The sequence below is a fragment of the Devosia sp. UYZn731 genome, assembly GCF_040546795.1.
Classification (GTDB): domain Bacteria; phylum Pseudomonadota; class Alphaproteobacteria; order Rhizobiales; family Devosiaceae; genus Devosia.
In genome coordinates, this window is record NZ_JBEPOL010000004.1 from 298076 (window position 1) to 316238 (window position 18163).

Below are 18163 nucleotides of genomic sequence, written 5' to 3' on the forward strand. Positions count from 1 at the left end.
GTCGACCTCCGGCTCTGTTCCGCGCATCAATGTGTCGCCACAGAGCTGGGGGTTGGTCGCGTAATTTTACACGTCCGGGATGTCAGATTTCCTCTATCGTATCGGGGGTGGCATCGGCGGCAGGAACGTGCGCTTTGCGGCCGCCGGAATGCCCGGAGACTTCTGCGCCCGCGTCCCGAGGCAGCCTCACGAAGGTCAGCGCGGTCAGCAGCAGCACGACGCCCATCAGTCCCAGCGCGATCTGGAAATCAGGCAAGCCCGGCGTCGCCGCGCCGCGCCAGAGCTGGGAAAGATTGACGCAACCGGCGGCGGCGGCGACGCCGAACACCATGGAGAGCTGCTGCGACATGCTCGAGATGGTCGTGGCCGAACTGCGCTGGCTGGCGTCGACATCGGCAAAGGCAAGCGTGGCGAGAGCGGTGAACTGCATCGAGCGGGTGGCACCGGCGATGAGTAGGATGGCGATGGTGATCGGGTAGGGCGTTGCCGGCCCCAAAAACCCGCAGGCCATGACCGAGAGTCCGGCCAGGCTCCCATTGATGACGAGGACGGCCCGAAAGCCGAAGCGCTGCAGGGTGGGGGTGGTGATTGCCTTCATGGCAAGATTGCCGATGAAGTAGGCGACCACTAGGCCGCCGGCCTGTAGAGCATCGAGCCCGAAGGCAACCTGGAACATCAGGGGCAGCAGGAACGGCGTAGCATTGATGGCGATACGCGCCACGACGCCGGCCTTGGCATCGGTTGCCGCGAAGGTTGGAATTTTGAGGGTACGCAAGTCAAGCAGCGGGTGGGCGCGCCGGAGCAGCCAGACGATTGCGACGGCGCCGAACACCAGGCCAACAGCCGCCAGAATCACGGCATAGAGCACCGGCAACGTTCCCTGGACCAGGGCGTCGAAGCCGTATAGCAGCGTCGCCAGGGTGATGCCGGTCAGCACGAAGCCGACGCGGTCAAAGGGGCGCCGCTGGAACTCGCGGTCGGCTGGAACAATCCGGAACACCAGCACGAATGCGATGATGCCGAGCGGCACGTTGATCCAGAAATTCCAGTGCCAGGACGCATATTCGGTCAGGAACCCGCCCAAGGCTGGGCCAAGCACCGGCGCGAACAGCGCGGGCCAGATGGTCAGGCCGATGGCCGAGACGATCTCTGACTTCTGCGCCGTCTTCAGCACGATGATACGGCCGACCGGAAACAGCACCGCGCCACCGGCGCCCTGCAGGGCGCGCGCCACGACGAACTGGCTCAGATCCTGTGCCAGTGCACAGGCAATCGACGTGACGGTGAAGATGGCGATGGACAAGAGGAACGTGCGGCGCGCGCCCAGAGTATCGGCGAGCCAGGCAGCGGCGGGGATGCAGATGGCGACAGCCAGCATATAGATGGTAATGCCGATGCTCATCTCGAGGGTGCCGACATTGAAGTCGCGCGCCATCTGGGGCAGGGCGGTGACGATGATCACCCCGTCGAGAATCTGGGTGAATAGCGCGGCAGCGACGACCAGCGCGATATTTCGGGAATGGGGGGTGAGAACTGAGGGCATACAGGCGGGACCGGGCGCAGATTTTGGTACTCCAGCGGCCTGGAGCGCCGCTTTGTGTGCCACATATTTGTGAGCCAACCTAGTCATTTGCGATAGGCTAGGCGGTTGTCGAACGTTGGCCGTTGCGCGCGCAGGCAAATGGAGCGGCGTTCGGTGTCCGCCAATCAGGCGCGGTATGTGAGCCGGCATATGGGGCCGGAACGCCATTGTCGGGATATCCAGATTAGCCGCATTTCAGGTGTCATCGTAGAGCGGTATGATGTGGAGCCCGGAGATTCGCCTCATGTCGACAGATTACGACGCCGTCCTCGCCGACATCACAGAGCTTGCCCGCCAGGCAGGTGCGCTGACGCTTGGATATTTCAAGCGGTTCCGCGAGCTTGAAATCGGCATCAAGGGGCCGGCCGATTTCGTGTCCGATGCCGATAAGGAATCGGAGTTGCTGATCCGCAAGTTCCTGTTCGAGCGCTATCCGGACTGGAGTTTTACCGGCGAGGAGTTCGATCCGGTCACCGGACGGAACCTGGAATACCGCTGGCTGGTCGATCCGATCGATGGAACGACCAACTTCATCAACGGTATGCACTACACCATCTCGATCGCACTGCGGCGTGGCGACGAAACAGTTTGTGGCGTGCTTTACAATCCGCCCGCCGACGAGATGTTTACGGTCATCAAAGGGCAGGGCGCCTTCCTCAACGGTGAGCGGCTGCAGGTCAGCCAGCAGACCGACATCGGCCTGATGACCGTTAGCACCGGCTTGCCGACGCCGAACCTGCAGCTTTATCCCGGGGCCTATGAACGCCTCGATGCCATCCGGGCACCGATCGGCGCGGTGCGCATCGTCGGCAGCGCCGCCAATTCCTGCGCCTATGTGGCTATGGGCCGCCTCACCGGGTATTTCGAGGAGACCGGGTTTGTCGATACGGCAGTGGGCATTCTTCTCGTCGAGGAAGCCGGTGGCGTGGTGACGGATTGGTGGGGCCGTGGGCCGGAATTCTATGAAAAGACCGGCACCTTGATCGTCGCCAACAAGGCGACGCACGCTTTCCTGCTGGAGAAGCTCGGGGACGTGCCGCGCAAGGACCCGAGCTAAGCCAAGGCGTCGGCGAGACCTTCGGGATCATCGGTGGTGATCTGGTCGACCTTGAGCGCCAGCAGCCGCTTGACACGGGCGACGCTTTCAGGATCGGAGCGCTGGATGGTGTAGGCGTCGATCCGCCTCCCATGAGCGTGGAACGCAGCGATGATGTCGAAGCCAGCGTCATCGGCGCCGAGCACCAATCGCCATTCCAGATAGATCATTTCGGCGTTGGGAGAGGCTGCCACGGCATCGGCCACGAAGCCGGCGAAGTCCTGGCTTTTGGCCAGATTGTCCAAGGCGTCTCCGTGGCAGGGGTCGTAGCCGATGCGGACGCCCGGCGCGGCCGTGGTCAGCAGGCGAACGGCCTCGGCATCGCCGGATGACAGGATCATGTTGCGGGCCACCGGGGCGACGCTGCGGGCGAAATTATCGAGGGCGACAGGATCGAGCGCCGCCGCGTCTTCCTTGTAGTCGAGTTGCAGCAGGGCGTCGGGATGCACCGTCTCGTTCGCCAAGAGGCTCGCCAGATCTTCAAGCAGCATGATCGGCTCGTCGATCGGGGTGCCGGTATTGTCGCGCAGCCGCAGTGCGCGCAGTTCGGCGGCGGTCTTGGAGAGCACTGCGCCGTCGCCGGTGCTTTCGCGGCCCAAGATCATATCGTGCAGCACGGCGAAGCCGCGTTCGCCATGGATGACCAGATCGACTTCGACGCTGGCGCCCAGGCGCATGCCTTCGATGATGCGCGAGCCGGTGAAGACGGAGTCGCTGGCGCGGCGGCGGCCCCGGTGCCACTTGAAGAAAGTGCGATGGCCGTCGCGAGTTATTGAAATGGCGTCAGCCATGATTGTCGAGGCTCCGGAAGATGGCGGCGTTGTCGCGATAGGCGGCAAAGGCGCGCGGCTTGAGATCGATGGCTTGACCGGCCGACCAGTTCCGCGCCTCGCCCACCATGGCCTTGAGGCGCACGCCATCGGGCAGGTCGACATCGACGATGGCATGGGTGCCGTAATCGGTGACACGATGGATCTTGGCCATTCCGGCGCCGGCCGCCGGCACGATATCGAGTGCTTCGGGGCGCACCGCCAGCGTCGCCGGCCCGTCGGCCGCAGCTAGCGGCACGGCGAAACCCGTATGGGTGAAAACGCCGTTGGCGATCGTGCCGTCCACCAAGTTCATGCTGCCGATAAACCCGGCAACGAAGGGGGTTGCGGGTTCGCGATAGACTACATCAGGCCGGTCGGCCTGTTCGGTATGGCCATCGCGCATGACGACGATCCGGTCGGCCAGCGCCAGGGCCTCGTCCTGTCCGTGGGTCACGAACAGCGTCGTGATTTTGAGGCGCTGCTGGATATCGCGCACTTCCTCGCGCAGGCGTTCGCGCAAATGCTGGTCAAGGCTGGCGAAGGGTTCGTCGAGGAGCAGAATTTTGGGCTCCAGCACCAGCGAGCGGGCGAGCGCCACGCGTTGTTGCTGGCCGCCCGAAAGCTGGGTGGTGGCGCGCGAGCCATAGCCACCGAGGCCCACAAGTTCGAGCACGGCGTCGACCTTGCGCTTGATTTCGGCCTTGGGCAGGCGACGCAGCTTGAGGCCGAAGGCCAGGTTGTTGAAGACGTTCATGTGCGTCCACAGCGCGTGGCTTTGGAATACCATGCCGGTGGGGCGCCGTTCGGGGGGGACTCGGGTGACGTCTTCGCCATCGATGGTGATGAGGCCGCTAGTGGCAGTTTCGAAACCGCCGATCATGCGCAGCAAGGTCGACTTTCCGGAACCCGAAGGGCCGAGCAGGCAGACGAGCTCGCCGTCAGCGACGGTCAGGGTGAAATTGTCCACCGCCATGGTGGTGGAGAATTTCTTGGTGACGCCTTGGATATCGAGCACGGCCATACGCCGAAGACCTTTCTAGCCGCCGAAGCCGCGGGCGAATGAGCCCGAGCTGATAATACGCCGCGCGAACAACAGAGCGGCAAAGGAGGGCACCCACAGGATCACCGACAGCACCGCGCCATATTGGATCACCGGCTGGTTGTTGATGAAGGAAATCATCAGCACCGGCAGGGTGCGGATTTGCGGCGCACCGATCAGCCAGGCGCCTTCTGTTTCATAGAAGGTGCCGACGAAACTGAGCAGCACGGCCGCCGCGATGGTCGGCCCGGCCTGGGGCAGGGTGATGGACCAGAACACGCGGAATGGCTTGGCCCCGACATCGCGGGCCGCTTCCTCCATGCGGCGATCCACCGACTGGAATGCCGCGACTGGAATCCAGATCATGAACAGCAGCGTGCCCACGAGCTGGATCAGCACCACGCCCCAGAAGGTGGCGATGAGATTGAGCTGCAGGAAAATGCCGGCAATGGCGACGAGGAGGCCAAATTTGGGGAAGGCGTGCCCGGCCAGGAACGAGAAGAACAGCAGGTTGCGCGCCGGAAATTCCATGCGCGCAAAGGCATAGGCGGCCGGCAGGCAAATGACGCAGGACAGCAGCGTCACCGTGACCGAGAGGCTCAGGCTTGTGGTGATCGAACTCCAGACGTCGGCGCGGGCCAAGGTCTGCTGCCAGAATTTGAGCCCGAATTCCTGCGGGATCACCGAGGGATAGCGCCACACATTGGTGAAGGCCCAGGTGCCGACCACCAGCAGCGGGAAAATGATGACCACGGTCAACACTGCGGCAAAGCCGATACCAGTCCAGTCCATGCGCTTTTCGATCAGGGCACGGGCCATCAGGGCGCTCGATTCTTGGCGACGGAATAGACGTAGAACAGCCCGAACACGATGCAGAAGCCGAACGCGATTACCGCCTGGGTAATGGCCGTCGTCGGATCGTTGAGATCGCGGAAGGTGCGCTGCATGAACGGCCCCATCATTTCGGGCGCCGCGGGCCCCAGCACATAGGGCAGTGTAAAGGCCGAGAAAATGCCCAGAACGGTGAACGACACCGCCACCAGCAGCGAATTGGAAATGCGCGGCAGGATGATGTGCCACAGCACGGCGATCCGCCCGGCGCCGACATCACGCGCGGCCTCGATCGACTGGTTGGACACATTGCCCAGCCCCGACAGCAGGATCAGCACGGTCAGCGGGATATTGTCCCACACCAGCCCGAGAACCGGACCCCACGGCGTCAGATAGGGCGAGCGGATGTGAGGCAAATGCACCGCGTTCAGCAGCAGGTCGACCGTGCCGTTCGGCCCGAGCACGCGGATGAAAGCGTAGCTCAGAATGATCGAGGGCACGAACATCGGGAAGATCGCCAGGCCCTGCACATAGGCGGCAATGCGATTGGTCGCAAAGCGCAGGTAGAGCGCGATCGGCAGACAGATCAGCAGCAGGATCAGCGCGGTCACCGCGGTGGTCCACAGCGTCACCAGCAGATTATTGATGCTGTACTGGTCGGAAAAGAAGAACTGGTAGGTTTCGAGCGAAAAGCGCTTTTCGCCCGCTGCGTCTGGCAGCCAGATGGTGCGGATGATCGCCGAAATGATCGGCCAGATGATCAGCCAACACACCAGCAGCACGGGCGCGGCGACGAGCAGGAGGCCAACTGGCCTCCTGCTCGATTTCGTGCCGACAATGTCGTTGGCCGGCAAAGCGGTCATGCGGCGGTACGGTCGACGTTCGGTGCCACGGCGCGATACCAGCCGTCATTGATGGCCTTTTCCCAATCGCCGCCGGGAAAGACCGGGATGGAGTTCGGCACGATATCCTTGAACTTTTCACGCAGGTCGGCGGCGACATAGTCCCAGGATACGCCCGGATAGCCACCGAGTTCGGTCAGAACGGCCGACTGGATTTCCTCGGTCAGCACGAAATCGGCCAGCTTGAGGGCCGCATCCTTGTTCACGCCATTGGAGAACACGCCGAGCTTGGTGAAACCGCCCGGCATGCCGAGGTCGGTCAGCTGTACCAGACCCGTGGTTTCGGGCAGCACGCCTTGGCTGATCGCCGACAGCGCCTGATCGGACCAGGCGGGGATCATGGTAACGGCAGACTGGCTAAGCAGCTGGATCGACTGGGTATTGCCCGAAGTATAGGCGCCCTTGTCGAACAGCGAGCCCGACAGATCCTTGAGGATGTCCCAGGCCGGGTTCAGCGAGGCATCGGCCAGTTCCTGGGTGTAATTTTCAACGGTGAACTTGGAGGGGTCCTTGCCGGTCGCTTCATAGATCGCCCGACGCACGAAATTGCCGCCCGAGCCGCCCTTGTCGGGACGGTTGTAGATGAACTGGCCGGGATTAGCCTTGATCCAGGCAATCAGGTCCGGCCAGGTCTTTGGCACGGAAGCGGGATCGAGCTTGGTGGTGTCGTAAGCCAGCAGGACCTGCGAGCCGCGATACGGCAGGTTGGTCGGAATGTCCTGCGCCAGCGGATTGATCTTGGAATAGTTGGACAGGTTGGCCTTCGCGAAATCGACCCAGAGGCCAGCTTCGATGCCGCCACTTGGCAGGCGCGTATCGAAGCCTTCGGCGAGGTCCGACTGCGGATCGGCACCGCTCGGCAGGGCAGCCAGCGCGCGCTCGGCAATGGCCTGCACGCCGGCGCTATCGCCACCGTCGACCAGATTGAGGGTGATGCCGGCATTGGCGGCTTCGAATTTCGGCTTGATCACATTGGTCCAGAAATCGATCACGTTCTGATCGGATGTGAAATACACGTCGATCTTGCCGGCTTCGGCGAAGGCCAGACGGGGCAGCAAGGCAAGGCCAGCGGCGGTGCCGGCGGCCGAAATCATGAATGAGCGACGTTTCATAACTGTTCTCCAGGTCCTGCGGAATATCCGCGGCGTTAAAGTCCGAAGTCGGTCGGTGACTGATCTGCTTCCGCAGACGACCGCTGAAGGCGCAGGAAGCCTGCGGGCATTATGAGATGTGTGTGACAGGCAAATGACCGCGCCTGCGGTCGACAAGACGTGCTGGGCTCTCCCTTTGGCTCTTTGCGAGCTCTACGGTAAGCGTGCACATTTTCGGTCGGCATTCCAGCGCGTTCTGTTAGCGATCATTCAAATCATTTTGGTCCCAGTGGTCGCCTGCAACGGGTTTGGTGAGACAGACGCTCCCCGAGCCGGCCGCTAGAAAATGGAGATTTCGACGGGACTGAGGGGTGACAGGTGTCGCGCCGGTATTCCGTCGAGGTTGTCTTGGCGGAAAGCCAAGCTTGCCAATTGAGCTGGGTGAGGCCAATCTCGGCCTTAGCAGGCGTTTGGCGGGTGCACTGCCGATCGGTTTTTTGGTCAGGCAACGGGAAATGGGAAACTTCAAGTCATGATCGTAGACAATGGGATTGTGGATGCTCGTGAAATGGGCGAGGTCACTTCGGCCCGGCTCGCGGCAGGGGCTCTGAGCCGCAGGTCGTTTCTGGTCGGTTCTGCTATCGGTCTTGGCGCTTTGGCGCTTTCCGGTTGCGCGACCGGCGGTATGAGCCTTGCTGAGGCGGAGAAGACTTACGGGCCCGTGCCTGATGAGCGCTTCCCGATCCCGGCCGTCGCTGTCAGCAAGATCGATCCGAAATTTTATCGCCGGACCGTGCGCTATGACACCAAAGAGGTCGCTGGCACGATTATCGTCGATCCCAGCCACCACTACGTCTACCGTATCGAAGGCGATGGAAACGCCACGCGTTATGGTGCCAGTGTCGGCCGCGCCGGGTTCCTTTGGAGCGGGGACGCCTATATCGGGCGCAAGGCCGAATGGCCCGTCTGGACGCCACCCAGGGAGATGATCCTGCGGCAGCCGGAAGCCGCCAAATATGCTGGCGGCATGCCGCCAGGCCTGGACAATCCGCTCGGCGCCCGCACGCTGTATCTCTATCAGAATGGCGCCTACACGCTTTACACGCTCTACAGCACGAGGGTGGCCGAAACGATTGGAAAGGGCATTTCAAGCGGCTGTATCGGCCTTCTCACTCAGGACATGATCGACCTTTATTCGCGGACGCCGGTTAACACCAAGGTGGTCGTGCTGCGCGCATAGGCGACAGCGGCAGAGCCGTTCGGAAAATCATGCGACCTTGAAGGGGCGGCGACCTTTGCCTATCTGCGCCGTCTCGCCGGCGCCAAGATGAGGCCTATATCGCCGCAACCTATTTTGTCTTCTGCTTTGCCGGCTGCTGCTACAGCCGGTGGCTGGAGCAGCGGCCGCGCAAATCCCATTGAGGCGGCTGCGGCTATCCAGGGCGGCGGCAAATGGCCGGCGAAAACCGGCTTAGGGGAGGCGGTAGTCGTCGCTTTCGCCTTCGATCAACTCAAACGGCCAGAGGCGGCGGACGGTGCCTTGCGGATAGTCGGCCTGGTAGGCGGGCATGGTGGCCAAAAGGGCTTCGGCGAGGGCGATGCCGACATTGCGCAGCGACAGGCCGAAGCAGGTCAGGGTGGGCGACAGGAACGTGGCGTGCGGGCTGTTGAGGCCGATCACGGCGATGTCGCGGCCTGGGCGGACGCCGGCCTCGGACAAGCCGCGATAGAGGCCGATGGAGACGCTTTCATTGATCAGGACAATTGCGGTCGGCTGATCGGGTCGTTGCAGCAGGCGCTTGGCGATGTCGTAGCCGCCGGCTTCGTTGGGGGTGGAGCGGAAGATCATGTCGTCTTCCAGCGTGAGGCCGCGGGCGGCGAGGGCGCGGCGGCTTTGCTCGACGAACACATATCCCAGGTTGACGTCGTCATGGGGCGCGCTGATGGCGATGCGGCGGTGCCCGCGCGCCACCAGGCGATCGATGGCGGCCGTGGCATAGGCTTCGAAGTCGAGATCGAGCCAGGGGTGACCGGCGTCGGAAAGGCTGCGTCCGAGGGCGACGAAGGGGATGTGGCGCTGGGCCAGATATTCGATGCGGGGGTCCTTGCGTCGGGTGGCCGAGATGATGAGGCCATCGGCGAAACCGCGCGCGACGATGCGCTGGACATAGGCCTCGGGGTCTTCCTCGGACGAGCAGAGCAGGGCAACCAGATCGAGCTGGTGGCGGGCGAACACGGTCTGGACGCCATCGAATACGCCCATAAAGAAAGTATCGCCCTGTCCGGTGATTTCAGAGCCGGTTTGCATCATGAAGCCGATAACGCCGGTGGCGCCGCTGCGCAAAGCGCGGCCGGCCTGATTTGGCACATAGCCCAGCTCGGCGGCGGCCTTGAGGACGCGTTCGCGCGTTGCTTCATTGACGTCGGGCTTGCCGTTCAGGGCCCGCGAAACAGTGCCGATCGAAATATCGAGATGCTGCGCTAATCGTCTGATGCCCTTCATGATTTCAGCCGATTATTCCCAAGGTCGTGGATCGCATCAGAAACGTTTACGGAACCCTATTGACATGGATTGGGGTCAGAATATAGCGTCGTAAACGTTTACGGCATATCCCCAGTCAAGCTGTCGCACAAGACACAAGCAGACTGGCGGGGTGGCCGAAAGGGAGGCTTCATCTTGACGTTTACGGCCGTTCTCGCGGGTTGCGGTGGCATGTCCAAAGGGTGGTTGTCGGCGCTTGCTGATAGCGACCTGCTCAAGGGGCGGGTGCGCATTGTTGGCCTCGTCGACCTAGATCGTGCGGTGGCCGAACAACGGGCCGCCGAGTTCAATCTGGGCGATGTGGTGATCAGCTCTGATCTCGATGCGGTGTTGGCAGAGACCAAGCCGGACCTGCTGTTCGACGTGGCAATCCCGGCGGCGCGCGAAGCCATCGTGACCACCGGGCTGCACCATGGTTGCCACGTGCTCAGCGAAAAGCCGATGGCGGCGAGCCTTGCGGCTGGTCGGGCGCTGGTGCAGCAGGCGGCAGCGGCGGGGCGCGTCCATGCGGTGGTGCAGAACCGGCGGTTCATCGCCGGGGTGCGGCGGATCAAGACGCTGATCGAGAGCGGCGCGCTGGGCGAGCTAACGGCGCTGCATTGCGATTTCTTCGTTGGCGCGCATTTCGGCGGGTTCCGCGACGAGATGGACAATGTGCTGCTGCTCGACATGGCCATCCACACGCTGGATGCGGCGCGCTTCATGGCCGGCAAAACGCCGGAGGCGGTCTATTGCCTCGAAACCAATCCGCGCGGCTCCTGGTACGCCCATGGCGCAGCGGCCAATGCGATCTTCGAATTTTCCGACGACGTGGTGTTCAACTATCGCGGCAGCTGGGCCGCGGAAGGCGCCAATACCAGCTGGGAAAGCGCCTGGCGGATCGTGGGCACCAAGGGCACGCTGCTCTGGGATGGCGGCGACAGTTTTGAGGCCAAAGTGGTCAGCGGCGACACCGGGTTTTTCCGCGACCTGGCCGACCTCGCGGTGCCGGAGCCGGCAAATGCCGACCAGACCCATGGCCATGCCAGCGTCATCGCCGAATTCCTGAATGCCATCGAGGGCGGACGACCGCCCGAGACGGCGAGCAGCGACAATATCAAGAGTCTGGCGATGGTGTTCGCGGCGATCGAAAGCGCCAAGACCCGCCAGCGCGTCATCATAGCAGTTTGAGGATTATCTCGTGACCAACCCCGCCAAATCCATCCGCATCGGCACCATGATCCAGGCGACAGCCGGACAGGGCGCCGAGAACATCGCCAAGATTGCCGATCTGGGTTTCGAGAGCTTTGAGCCGTTCTTCTGGCAGACCACCAATGGGCAGGACCTGGCGGAACTGGGCAAGCGGTCGCTTGAAGCCATCGGCAACCGCGACATCACCATTTCCACCATCGGCATGTTCGGCAATCCGCTGGAGGACCAGGAGATGGACCGCCAGACGCTGCAGGGTTGGAAGGATTGCATCGACAATGCGCACCATTTCGGCGCGACCTGCGTCGCCGGTTTTACCGGGCGCGTGCGCAACAAGCCGCTGACCGACAGCCTGCCGCGCTACAAGCAGGTGTGGAGCGAGTTGGCCAAGCGGGCGGCGGACAAGGGCGTCAAGATTGCCTTTGAAAACTGCGCCATGGACGGCAATTGGGCGAGCGGCGACTGGAACATTGCGCACAATCCCGATGCCTGGGAGCTGATGTTCAACGAGACGCCGGACGACAATATCGGGCTCGAATGGGAGCCCTGCCACCAGATGGTCTATCTGATCGATCCGCTGCCCCAAATTCGCAAGTGGGCGCACAAATTCTTCCACGTGCACGGCAAGGACGCGACCATCCGCTGGGAGGTCATCAAGGAGCACGGCATTTTCGGCAAGGAAAAGTTCGTGTTCATGCGCACGCCCGGCTTCGGCGACACCAATTGGGTGGATGTGATCTCGGAACTGCGGCTGGCCGGCTATGCGGGCGCTATCGATATCGAGGGCTGGCACGATCCGGTCTATCGCGACGCCCTGGAAATGACCGGGCAGGTGCGCGGGCTCAACTATCTCAAGCAATGCCGGGGGGGCGACTACGTCGCCTGACCCCGTCTGATCGCCAGGACAGGCTCCGCAGAGGGCCTTGGCGATTTCATATGAACCGCGGCCACTGCCGCACAATGGGAGGACTAAGATGAAACTTTCGACATTGGCCATGGCGATGGGCGCCATGGTATTGGCGACGGGCCTGGCCCACGCCCAGGACAAGACGTTCAATATCTGGTGGTTCGAAGATCCTGCGAGTGCGCAGGGTACCGCCTGGACCAAGGCGCTTGAGGAGTTCAAGTCCGCCCATCCCGACGTGACCGTGAACTTCGAGCAGAAGACATTCGCGCAGTTGCAGGCTTCGGGCAGCATGATCCTGAATTCGGATCAGGCTCCGGACGTCCTCGAATACAATAAGGGCAACGCCACCGCCGGCCTCGTGGCCAGCCAGGGACTGCTGACCAACCTCGACGATTATGTGACCTCGCAGGGCTGGGACAAGATCCTCAACGAAGGCGACCTGGTTTTGTCCAGGTATGACGACAAGGGCATCTATGGCTCGGGCCATGTCTGGGGCATTCCAGCCAATGGCGAATATGTGTCGGGTTTCTACAATATCGACGCGTTCGACAAGGCCGGCCTGAAGGCTCCCACCACGATCGCGGAGTGGGAAGCCGACATGGACTATTTCAAGAAGCAGGGCATGACCCCGCTCGCCCTGGGCGCCGGTGATACCAGCGGCCAGCATCTGCTCGCCTCGCTGGCCTATACCAAGGCCGACGATACCTGGATCCAGAACTATCAGGGCTTGAAAGCCCCGCTCGATGGCGCACCCTACCTATACGCCGCCCAGACGCTTATCGACTGGGTCGGCAAGGGCTATATCAGCAAGGACTCCACCGGGATGAAGGACCCGGACGCAGCTCTCCTGTTCACCTCAGGCAAAGCCCCGATGTATGTCTCGGGGACCTGGAACCTGGGTTCGTTCAGCTCGACCATCAAGGATTTCAAGTGGGGCCAGTTCGTGATTCCGACCGCGAAGTACTCGGTTGGCTCGACCGGTAACCTCTGGGTCATTCCAAAGGGTGCCAAGAACGCCGACCTGGCGGCTGAGTGGATCAGCCAGACCTTGTCGCCGAAGTACCAGACCGAGCTGGCCAATGCGGGTGGCGTCGCAATCGCCGCCGATCCGGCCACGATCACCGATCCGGTCGGCAAGAATGCCGTGACCGTGTTCAAGCAGATCTCGGACGCCAATGGTCTGGGTTTTTATCCCGACTGGCCGGTTCCGGGCTTCTACGACACGCTCAACCAGAAGGATAGCGGCCTGTTCCAAGGTACTCTGACCCCTGAGCAGTTCGTCGACGAAATCAAGAAGGTCTATGACGACGCCCAGGAAAATCAGTAAAATCTGAGCATGCCGGATCGCGCCGAAAAGGTGCGATCCGGTGACTTTGGAGGGGAAAATGACGGACTCGACCGATTCTGCCGCCGAAGACCGGCGCAGTTACTATTTCTACCTGCTGCCAGGCGCCATCGGCTTCGTTGTCATCGTCCTGATCCCGCAAATCGCCAATTTCCTGCTGAGCTTTACAGCCTGGAAAGGCGTCGGCCTGCCGCGCTTTGTCGGCCTGCAAAATTATCTCAAGCTGCTAACGGACGACCAGTTCTGGGGTTCGATGGTCCACACCCTGCTGTTCATCATCTCGATGACCATCATTCCGGTGATAGTGGGGCTGGTGCTGGCCGCGCTGCTGTTCGATTATGTCCGCGACGAGTTCGGCGAGACAGTTTCGAGCATCTTCCGCGCCGGCTTCTATCTTCCGCAAATTCTGCCCGTGACGGCGGCTGGTGTGCTCTGGGGTTGGATACTGAGTCCCATTGGCGTTGCCAACACGATTCTGCAGGCCGTGGGCCTGGGTGGGCTGACGCAGAACTGGATCGGTGATGCAACCTTTGCGCTGGCGGCGGTGTCGCTGGTGATCGTCTGGATCCAGGTGGGGTACTGCCTCGTGGTGTTCATGGCCGGCCTGTCGCGCATCGATCCGGCGCTTTATGAGGCCGCCGAACTGGATGGCGCCGGCTGGTGGCAACGCCTCGTGACCATCACCATTCCACTACTGGCGCCGGAAATTTTCGTGGTGGTGCTGACAACGCTGATTGCCGCGCTCAAAGTGTTCGCACCAATCTTCGTAATCACGGCGGGCGGACCGGACAACGCGACCCTGGTGCCCTCCTACCTGACGTATTTCCACTTCTTCACCACGCAGCGCGTCGGCTATGCGGCCTCGATCGCTGTCGTGCAAACGGTGCTGACCGTCACCCTTGCCGTGATTTTCCTGCGCTTCCAGGCCCGCCAGGAAGGGAACTCCTGAGATGAGCGATGCAATCCTGACCGATAACGCCGCATCCGCGGCAGCAGAGGACGCCGCGCACAATCGCCCGCGGCGCAGCCCATTCCGCTGGCTGGTGCTGTTGCTGGTCACCCTCATGCTGTTGCTGACGCTGTTTCCGTTCATGCTGGCCGTCATCAATTCGATCAAGAGCGGCGTTGACTACGCGCGAAATGGACCGCTTTCGATACCAACCAGCACAGATTTCGGGGCTCTTGCCTACTTCTGGAATCTCTCCGATTTTGGCCGGAAGCTCGTCAACAGCGTCATTATCAGCCTCTCCGTTTCGCTGCTGGGCGTGCTGATCAGCCTGCTGAACGCCTACGCCATCAGTATCGGCCGGGTGAAGGGGTCGAGAATATTCCTCGTCATACTGTTGCTGGGCATCATGGTGCCGCAGGAATCCATCGTTTACCCGTTGTATTACATGGCCAAAGCGACGGGCCTATATGACACCCAGCTCGCTGTGATTATCGTTTTTGCGGTGCTGCAAAGCGCCTTCGGCACTTATCTGCTGTCGTCCGTGCTGCGGAGTTTTCCCAAGGAAATCATCGAAGCGGCGGAAATGGATGGGGCCAACCGCTGGCAGGTGCTGTGGCAGGTGGTGGTCCCGGTGCTGCGGCCATCGCTGATGGTGGTGGGGACGTTCTTCTTCATCTGGACCTGGAACGAGTTCCTGATCCCGCTGGTCATGCTGGTGTCCAACAACAACCAGACCGTCGCGGTGGCGATGGGCCTGACGCGTGGACAAAACATGTCAGACCCCACCTTTCAGGCGGCGGCGTCGCTGCTTGGTATCGCCCCGACGCTGATCTTCTTCCTGATCTTCCAGCGCACCTTGACGCGGGGCGTGGTGGTGGGAGCGGTCAAATGACGGTGCGTATCAGTCTTCACATTGGAGAACTCAAATGAGCGATATCCAGATCGAGTTAGCCAATATCAACAAGCACTACGGCACCTATCATGCGCTCAAGGACGTCAGTCTGCGCATCGAGAAGGGGAGTTTCGTGGCGCTGGTGGGGCCTTCGGGGTGTGGAAAGTCCACGCTGTTGCGCTCGCTGGCGGGGCTGGAGAGCATTACGGGCGGCACCATCAGGATTGCCGGCGAGGTGATCAACAATGTGCCGCCGCGCAAGCGCGACGTGGCCATGGTGTTCCAGTCCTACGCGCTTTACCCGCATATGACGGTGGCGGAGAACCTGACCTATTCGCTGCGCATCAAGGGCGTGAAGAAGGATGTGGCCCGCAAGGCGGCTGAGGAGATCGCGGCGACGACCGGGCTGACCGGGTTGCTGGACCGGTATCCGCGCGAGTTGTCCGGTGGGCAGCGGCAGCGCGTGGCGATGGGGCGGGCGATCATCCGCCATCCCAAGGCGTTTTTGTTCGACGAGCCACTGTCCAATCTCGATGCGGCGCTGCGGGTGCAGATGCGCAAGGAAATCCGCAGCCTGCATGACCGGCTGGGCGCGACCTCGGTTTACGTGACTCATGACCAGATCGAAGCCATGACCATGGCCGACCATGTGGTGGTGATGCGCGAGGGGGTGATCGAGCAACAGGGCGCGCCGCTGGAGCTTTACGATACGCCGGCCAACAAGTTCGTGGCGGGCTTTATCGGATCGCCGGCAATGAATTTCGTGCCGGGCACGATTGCGGCTAATGGGCATGAAGTGGTGCTGGACCTGCCCGGTGCGCCGGTGATGGAACTGGGCCGGCAGGTCGAGGCCAATCGGCAGGTGACGGTGGGTCTGCGGCCCGAGCATCTGAGCGTCGTGCCGCTGGATGAGGCGAGCCTTCGGCTACCGGTCGCGGTGGTGGAGTCGACGGGGTCGATGACCTATGTGACGACAGCGACCACGCCGGAACTCACCGTGGTCGAAACGGGTCGCACGGCGGCCAAGACCGGCGACAATGTCGGTGTGCGGATCGAACCGGGCAATGTGCACCTGTTCGACCGGCAGAGCGAAAAGGCGATTTAGGGCACAGCCATTCAGGTTTGCCAGCACCCTCTTGCTGCTCCTCCCCCTCCCAGGGGGAGGCTGGGTGGGGGTATGAGAGCCCCAATCTCACGAAGAAAACCCCCACCTTGATCCTCCCCCTGGAAGGGGGAGGTGTCGACTGAGGCATTTCGCTCTCGATTGGTCTCTAGTGTTGCCAGACGACGAGGCCGGCGGCGGTGGCCATCATGGCGCCGGCGGTCTTGTTGAGCCGGCCAAGGGCCTTGGGGCTGCGGAACATTTCGCGGGCGGCGGAGGCCAGCCAGGCGTAACCGCAGCCGATGATGAGCAGCACCACGACTACGATGAAGGTCAGTTCGGCGAAGGCAACAGGGTTCATCTGGTCGAGCGGGATCACCGTGGGCAGGATGGCGAGGTAGAAGACGATGGTCTTGGGATTGCCCATGGTCAGCGAGAAGCCGGCGAGGAAGGTCTTGAGCGCGCTCTCGCTCTTGGGTTTCATCTGTTCGGCGCCGGGCCGGGCGGTCCAGAACTTGTAGGCGACATAGAGCAGGTAAGCGGCGCCAGCCCAGCGGATGACGACGAAGATCGGGCCGAAATAGTGGGCGACGGCGGCCAGCCCGAACACCGCGAAAACGAAATAGACCAGATCACCGGCCAGGATGCCCAACACCATTGGGAAAGCACCGCGGAAGCCGCCGCCCAGGGCGCGCGCCACCACGGCGGCGACGCCGGGACCGGGCACCAGCACGGCGATGGCATAAGCGATGGTGAAGGTCAGAAGCGTGAAGATATCCATGATCGGCCCGCCAGATTGGAGGCGGACCCTAACGCTGGTCGGTCAGCTTCGCAATCGTCTACGGCAGAAGCGCGAGGCGCTCCAGCAACAGCGCGTAGAAGCCAACGGCATTGCCGTTGCGCATGTAGTTCACGTTCCGCGGCCTGTCGGTGACGTGCCAGTAATCGGCCACGGTCATGCCGACGGTCAGTTCGCTGGCGGTCTCGATGGTAACGTTGCACAGGCGCCCGTCGAACAGCTCAGGGCGCAGCAAATAGGCGATAACGGTGGGGTCGTGCAGCGGTGCGCCGTCCCAGCCGTATTTCTTGAGGTCAAAACTCTCCGAGAAGGTGAGCATTTCGTACACGGCGGTGCCACTTTTGTTGCCGATGGCGCGGATGGCGTTCAGCCGTTCGGGGGTGGACTGGATTTGATGGGTCACGTCGAGCGTCATCATGGTGATCGGCGCCCCGCAGCGCATAACGAGGTCGGCGGCTTCGGGATCGACATAGATGTTGAATTCGGCGGCGGGTGTGATGTTGCCCGCTTCGAAATAGCCGCCGCCCATCATGACGATCTCGGCGATGCGTTCGGCAATGGCCGGCTGCTTAACCAGCGCCATGCCGATATTGGTCAAAGGCCCCAGCGTGCAGAGGGTGATGCTCTTGGGCTCGGCCGCCATCAAGGTATCGATGATGTAATCGACGCCGTGCTGGGCTTGCAGCGCGGTTTTGGGCTGCGGCAGGTCGGGGCCGTTGAGGCCGGTATCGCCATGCACATGCTCGGCGGTCACCAGCGTGCGGCGCATCGGTCGGGCACAGCCGGCAAAGACCGGAACATCGGCTCGTCCGGCAAGCTCGGCGATCTTGAGGGCGTTATTGGCGTTATGGTGCAGACCCACATTGCCCGCCACAGCCACGATGCCCAGCACCTCAAGTTCGGGTGAAGCCAGCGCGAGCAGGATGGCGACGGCATCGTCCTGACCAGGATCGGTGTCGATGATGATTTTGCGGGGCATGAGAAGGCCTTAGCTTCAATGGTTGAATCGCCACGATGATAGCGGGCGCCGGGAACGCGGTCGACCGGAACGTTTGACCCGCGTCACCGTTGTGGGCACGGGCTTTA

Annotated in this window: 17 protein-coding genes; 8 read left to right on the forward strand and 9 right to left on the reverse strand. The window is 62.1% G+C overall.

Translation table 11 applies throughout. The annotated features are described in order from the left end of the window. Positions 1-82: 82 nt before the first annotated feature. Positions 83-1543 (reverse strand): MFS transporter, encoded by a 1461-nt coding sequence (locus tag ABIB57_RS12075; RefSeq protein WP_354041065.1) that lies wholly within the window; start codon positions 1541-1543, stop codon positions 83-85. Positions 1544-1826: 283 nt separating this feature from the next. Here ABIB57_RS12075 and ABIB57_RS12080 point away from each other — a divergent pair, with 283 nt between their 5' ends. Beyond that, complete coding sequence (locus tag ABIB57_RS12080; protein ID WP_354041066.1) at positions 1827-2639, forward strand: inositol monophosphatase family protein; 813 nt, start codon at positions 1827-1829, stop codon at positions 2637-2639. Here the strand turns inward: ABIB57_RS12080 and ABIB57_RS12085 are convergent. The 5 genes from ABIB57_RS12085 to ABIB57_RS12105 are packed head-to-tail and all read right to left on the reverse strand — an operon-like array spanning position 2636 to position 7374. Beyond that, entirely contained in the window at positions 2636-3469 is an 834-nt protein-coding gene (locus ABIB57_RS12085; protein ID WP_354041067.1) for a glycerophosphodiester phosphodiesterase, read from the reverse strand. The two genes, ABIB57_RS12080 and ABIB57_RS12085, sit on opposite strands and share 4 nt — an antisense overlap. Next, entirely contained in the window at positions 3462-4511 is a 1050-nt protein-coding gene (locus ABIB57_RS12090; protein WP_354041068.1) for an ABC transporter ATP-binding protein, read from the reverse strand. The genes ABIB57_RS12085 and ABIB57_RS12090 overlap by 8 nt, the downstream gene beginning before the upstream one ends. A gap of 15 nt (positions 4512-4526) precedes the next feature. Beyond that, positions 4527-5348 carry an ABC transporter permease gene (locus ABIB57_RS12095; protein ID WP_299727366.1) on the reverse strand — a complete coding sequence of 274 codons (822 nt, stop codon included), beginning with the start codon at positions 5346-5348 and terminating at the stop codon, positions 4527-4529. Continuing rightward, on the reverse strand, positions 5348-6223 hold the full coding sequence (locus ABIB57_RS12100) for an ABC transporter permease (protein ID WP_354041070.1): 876 nt from the start codon (positions 6221-6223) through the stop codon (positions 5348-5350). Before ABIB57_RS12100 ends, ABIB57_RS12095 begins: the two co-directional genes overlap by 1 nt. After that, positions 6220-7374 carry an extracellular solute-binding protein gene (locus tag ABIB57_RS12105; RefSeq protein WP_354041072.1) on the reverse strand — a complete coding sequence of 385 codons (1155 nt, stop codon included), beginning with the start codon at positions 7372-7374 and terminating at the stop codon, positions 6220-6222. The genes ABIB57_RS12100 and ABIB57_RS12105 overlap by 4 nt, the downstream gene beginning before the upstream one ends. A gap of 511 nt (positions 7375-7885) precedes the next feature. On the opposite strand from ABIB57_RS12105, the gene ABIB57_RS12110 reads away from it, so the two are divergent. Then, the gene (locus ABIB57_RS12110) at positions 7886-8593 is read left to right on the forward strand and encodes a L,D-transpeptidase family protein (protein WP_354041074.1); all 708 of its coding nucleotides are present in this window, start codon (positions 7886-7888) and stop codon (positions 8591-8593) included. Positions 8594-8824: 231 nt separating this feature from the next. Here ABIB57_RS12110 and ABIB57_RS12115 read toward each other — a convergent pair whose 3' ends face one another. Beyond that, on the reverse strand, positions 8825-9856 hold the full coding sequence (locus tag ABIB57_RS12115; RefSeq protein ID WP_354041075.1) for a LacI family DNA-binding transcriptional regulator: 1032 nt from the start codon (positions 9854-9856) through the stop codon (positions 8825-8827). Positions 9857-10027: 171 nt separating this feature from the next. Between ABIB57_RS12115 and ABIB57_RS12120 the strand changes: the two genes are divergently transcribed. From ABIB57_RS12120 to ABIB57_RS12145, 6 genes are all read left to right on the forward strand, one after another. Beyond that, positions 10028-11065: a Gfo/Idh/MocA family protein gene (locus tag ABIB57_RS12120; RefSeq protein ID WP_354041371.1), complete on the forward strand. Its 1038-nt coding sequence runs from the start codon at positions 10028-10030 to the stop codon at positions 11063-11065. Between the two features lie 10 nt (positions 11066-11075). Continuing rightward, positions 11076-11969: a sugar phosphate isomerase/epimerase family protein gene (locus tag ABIB57_RS12125; protein ID WP_354041077.1), complete on the forward strand. Its 894-nt coding sequence runs from the start codon at positions 11076-11078 to the stop codon at positions 11967-11969. 88 nt (positions 11970-12057) lie between these two features. Continuing rightward, a complete protein-coding gene (locus ABIB57_RS12130; protein WP_354041079.1) occupies positions 12058-13317 on the forward strand; it encodes an ABC transporter substrate-binding protein in 1260 nt (419 codons plus the stop codon). A gap of 58 nt (positions 13318-13375) precedes the next feature. Next, positions 13376-14284 carry a carbohydrate ABC transporter permease gene (locus ABIB57_RS12135; RefSeq protein WP_354041081.1) on the forward strand — a complete coding sequence of 303 codons (909 nt, stop codon included), beginning with the start codon at positions 13376-13378 and terminating at the stop codon, positions 14282-14284. Position 14285: 1 nt separating this feature from the next. Further along, positions 14286-15176, forward strand: a complete 891-nt coding sequence (locus tag ABIB57_RS12140; protein ID WP_354041082.1) for a carbohydrate ABC transporter permease — start codon at positions 14286-14288, stop codon at positions 15174-15176. A 34-nt stretch (positions 15177-15210) separates the two neighbouring features. Further along, entirely contained in the window at positions 15211-16281 is a 1071-nt protein-coding gene (locus tag ABIB57_RS12145) for an ABC transporter ATP-binding protein (RefSeq protein ID WP_354041084.1), read from the forward strand. A gap of 166 nt (positions 16282-16447) precedes the next feature. Here ABIB57_RS12145 and ABIB57_RS12150 read toward each other — a convergent pair whose 3' ends face one another. Continuing rightward, the gene (locus ABIB57_RS12150) at positions 16448-17059 is read right to left on the reverse strand and encodes a LysE family translocator (protein ID WP_354041086.1); all 612 of its coding nucleotides are present in this window, start codon (positions 17057-17059) and stop codon (positions 16448-16450) included. A gap of 58 nt (positions 17060-17117) precedes the next feature. Further along, on the reverse strand, positions 17118-18056 hold the full coding sequence (locus ABIB57_RS12155; RefSeq protein WP_354041088.1) for a nucleoside hydrolase: 939 nt from the start codon (positions 18054-18056) through the stop codon (positions 17118-17120). Positions 18057-18163 lie beyond the last annotated feature (107 nt).

Coding starts and splice junctions, on each gene's coding strand:
- ABIB57_RS12075 (WP_354041065.1), bottom strand. CDS start 1,543: ATGCCCTCAGTTCTCACCCCCCATTCCCGAAATATCGCGCTGGTCGTC.
- ABIB57_RS12080 (WP_354041066.1), top strand. CDS start 1,827: ATGTCGACAGATTACGACGCCGTCCTCGCCGACATCACAGAGCTTGCC.
- ABIB57_RS12085 (WP_354041067.1), bottom strand. CDS start 3,469: ATGGCTGACGCCATTTCAATAACTCGCGACGGCCATCGCACTTTCTTC.
- ABIB57_RS12090 (WP_354041068.1), bottom strand. CDS start 4,511: ATGGCCGTGCTCGATATCCAAGGCGTCACCAAGAAATTCTCCACCACC.
- ABIB57_RS12095 (WP_299727366.1), bottom strand. CDS start 5,348: ATGGCCCGTGCCCTGATCGAAAAGCGCATGGACTGGACTGGTATCGGC.
- ABIB57_RS12100 (WP_354041070.1), bottom strand. CDS start 6,223: ATGACCGCTTTGCCGGCCAACGACATTGTCGGCACGAAATCGAGCAGG.
- ABIB57_RS12105 (WP_354041072.1), bottom strand. CDS start 7,374: ATGAAACGTCGCTCATTCATGATTTCGGCCGCCGGCACCGCCGCTGGC.
- ABIB57_RS12110 (WP_354041074.1), top strand. CDS start 7,886: ATGATCGTAGACAATGGGATTGTGGATGCTCGTGAAATGGGCGAGGTC.
- ABIB57_RS12115 (WP_354041075.1), bottom strand. CDS start 9,856: ATGAAGGGCATCAGACGATTAGCGCAGCATCTCGATATTTCGATCGGC.
- ABIB57_RS12130 (WP_354041079.1), top strand. CDS start 12,058: ATGAAACTTTCGACATTGGCCATGGCGATGGGCGCCATGGTATTGGCG.
- ABIB57_RS12135 (WP_354041081.1), top strand. CDS start 13,376: ATGACGGACTCGACCGATTCTGCCGCCGAAGACCGGCGCAGTTACTAT.
- ABIB57_RS12140 (WP_354041082.1), top strand. CDS start 14,286: ATGAGCGATGCAATCCTGACCGATAACGCCGCATCCGCGGCAGCAGAG.
- ABIB57_RS12145 (WP_354041084.1), top strand. CDS start 15,211: ATGAGCGATATCCAGATCGAGTTAGCCAATATCAACAAGCACTACGGC.
- ABIB57_RS12150 (WP_354041086.1), bottom strand. CDS start 17,059: ATGGATATCTTCACGCTTCTGACCTTCACCATCGCTTATGCCATCGCC.
- ABIB57_RS12155 (WP_354041088.1), bottom strand. CDS start 18,056: ATGCCCCGCAAAATCATCATCGACACCGATCCTGGTCAGGACGATGCC.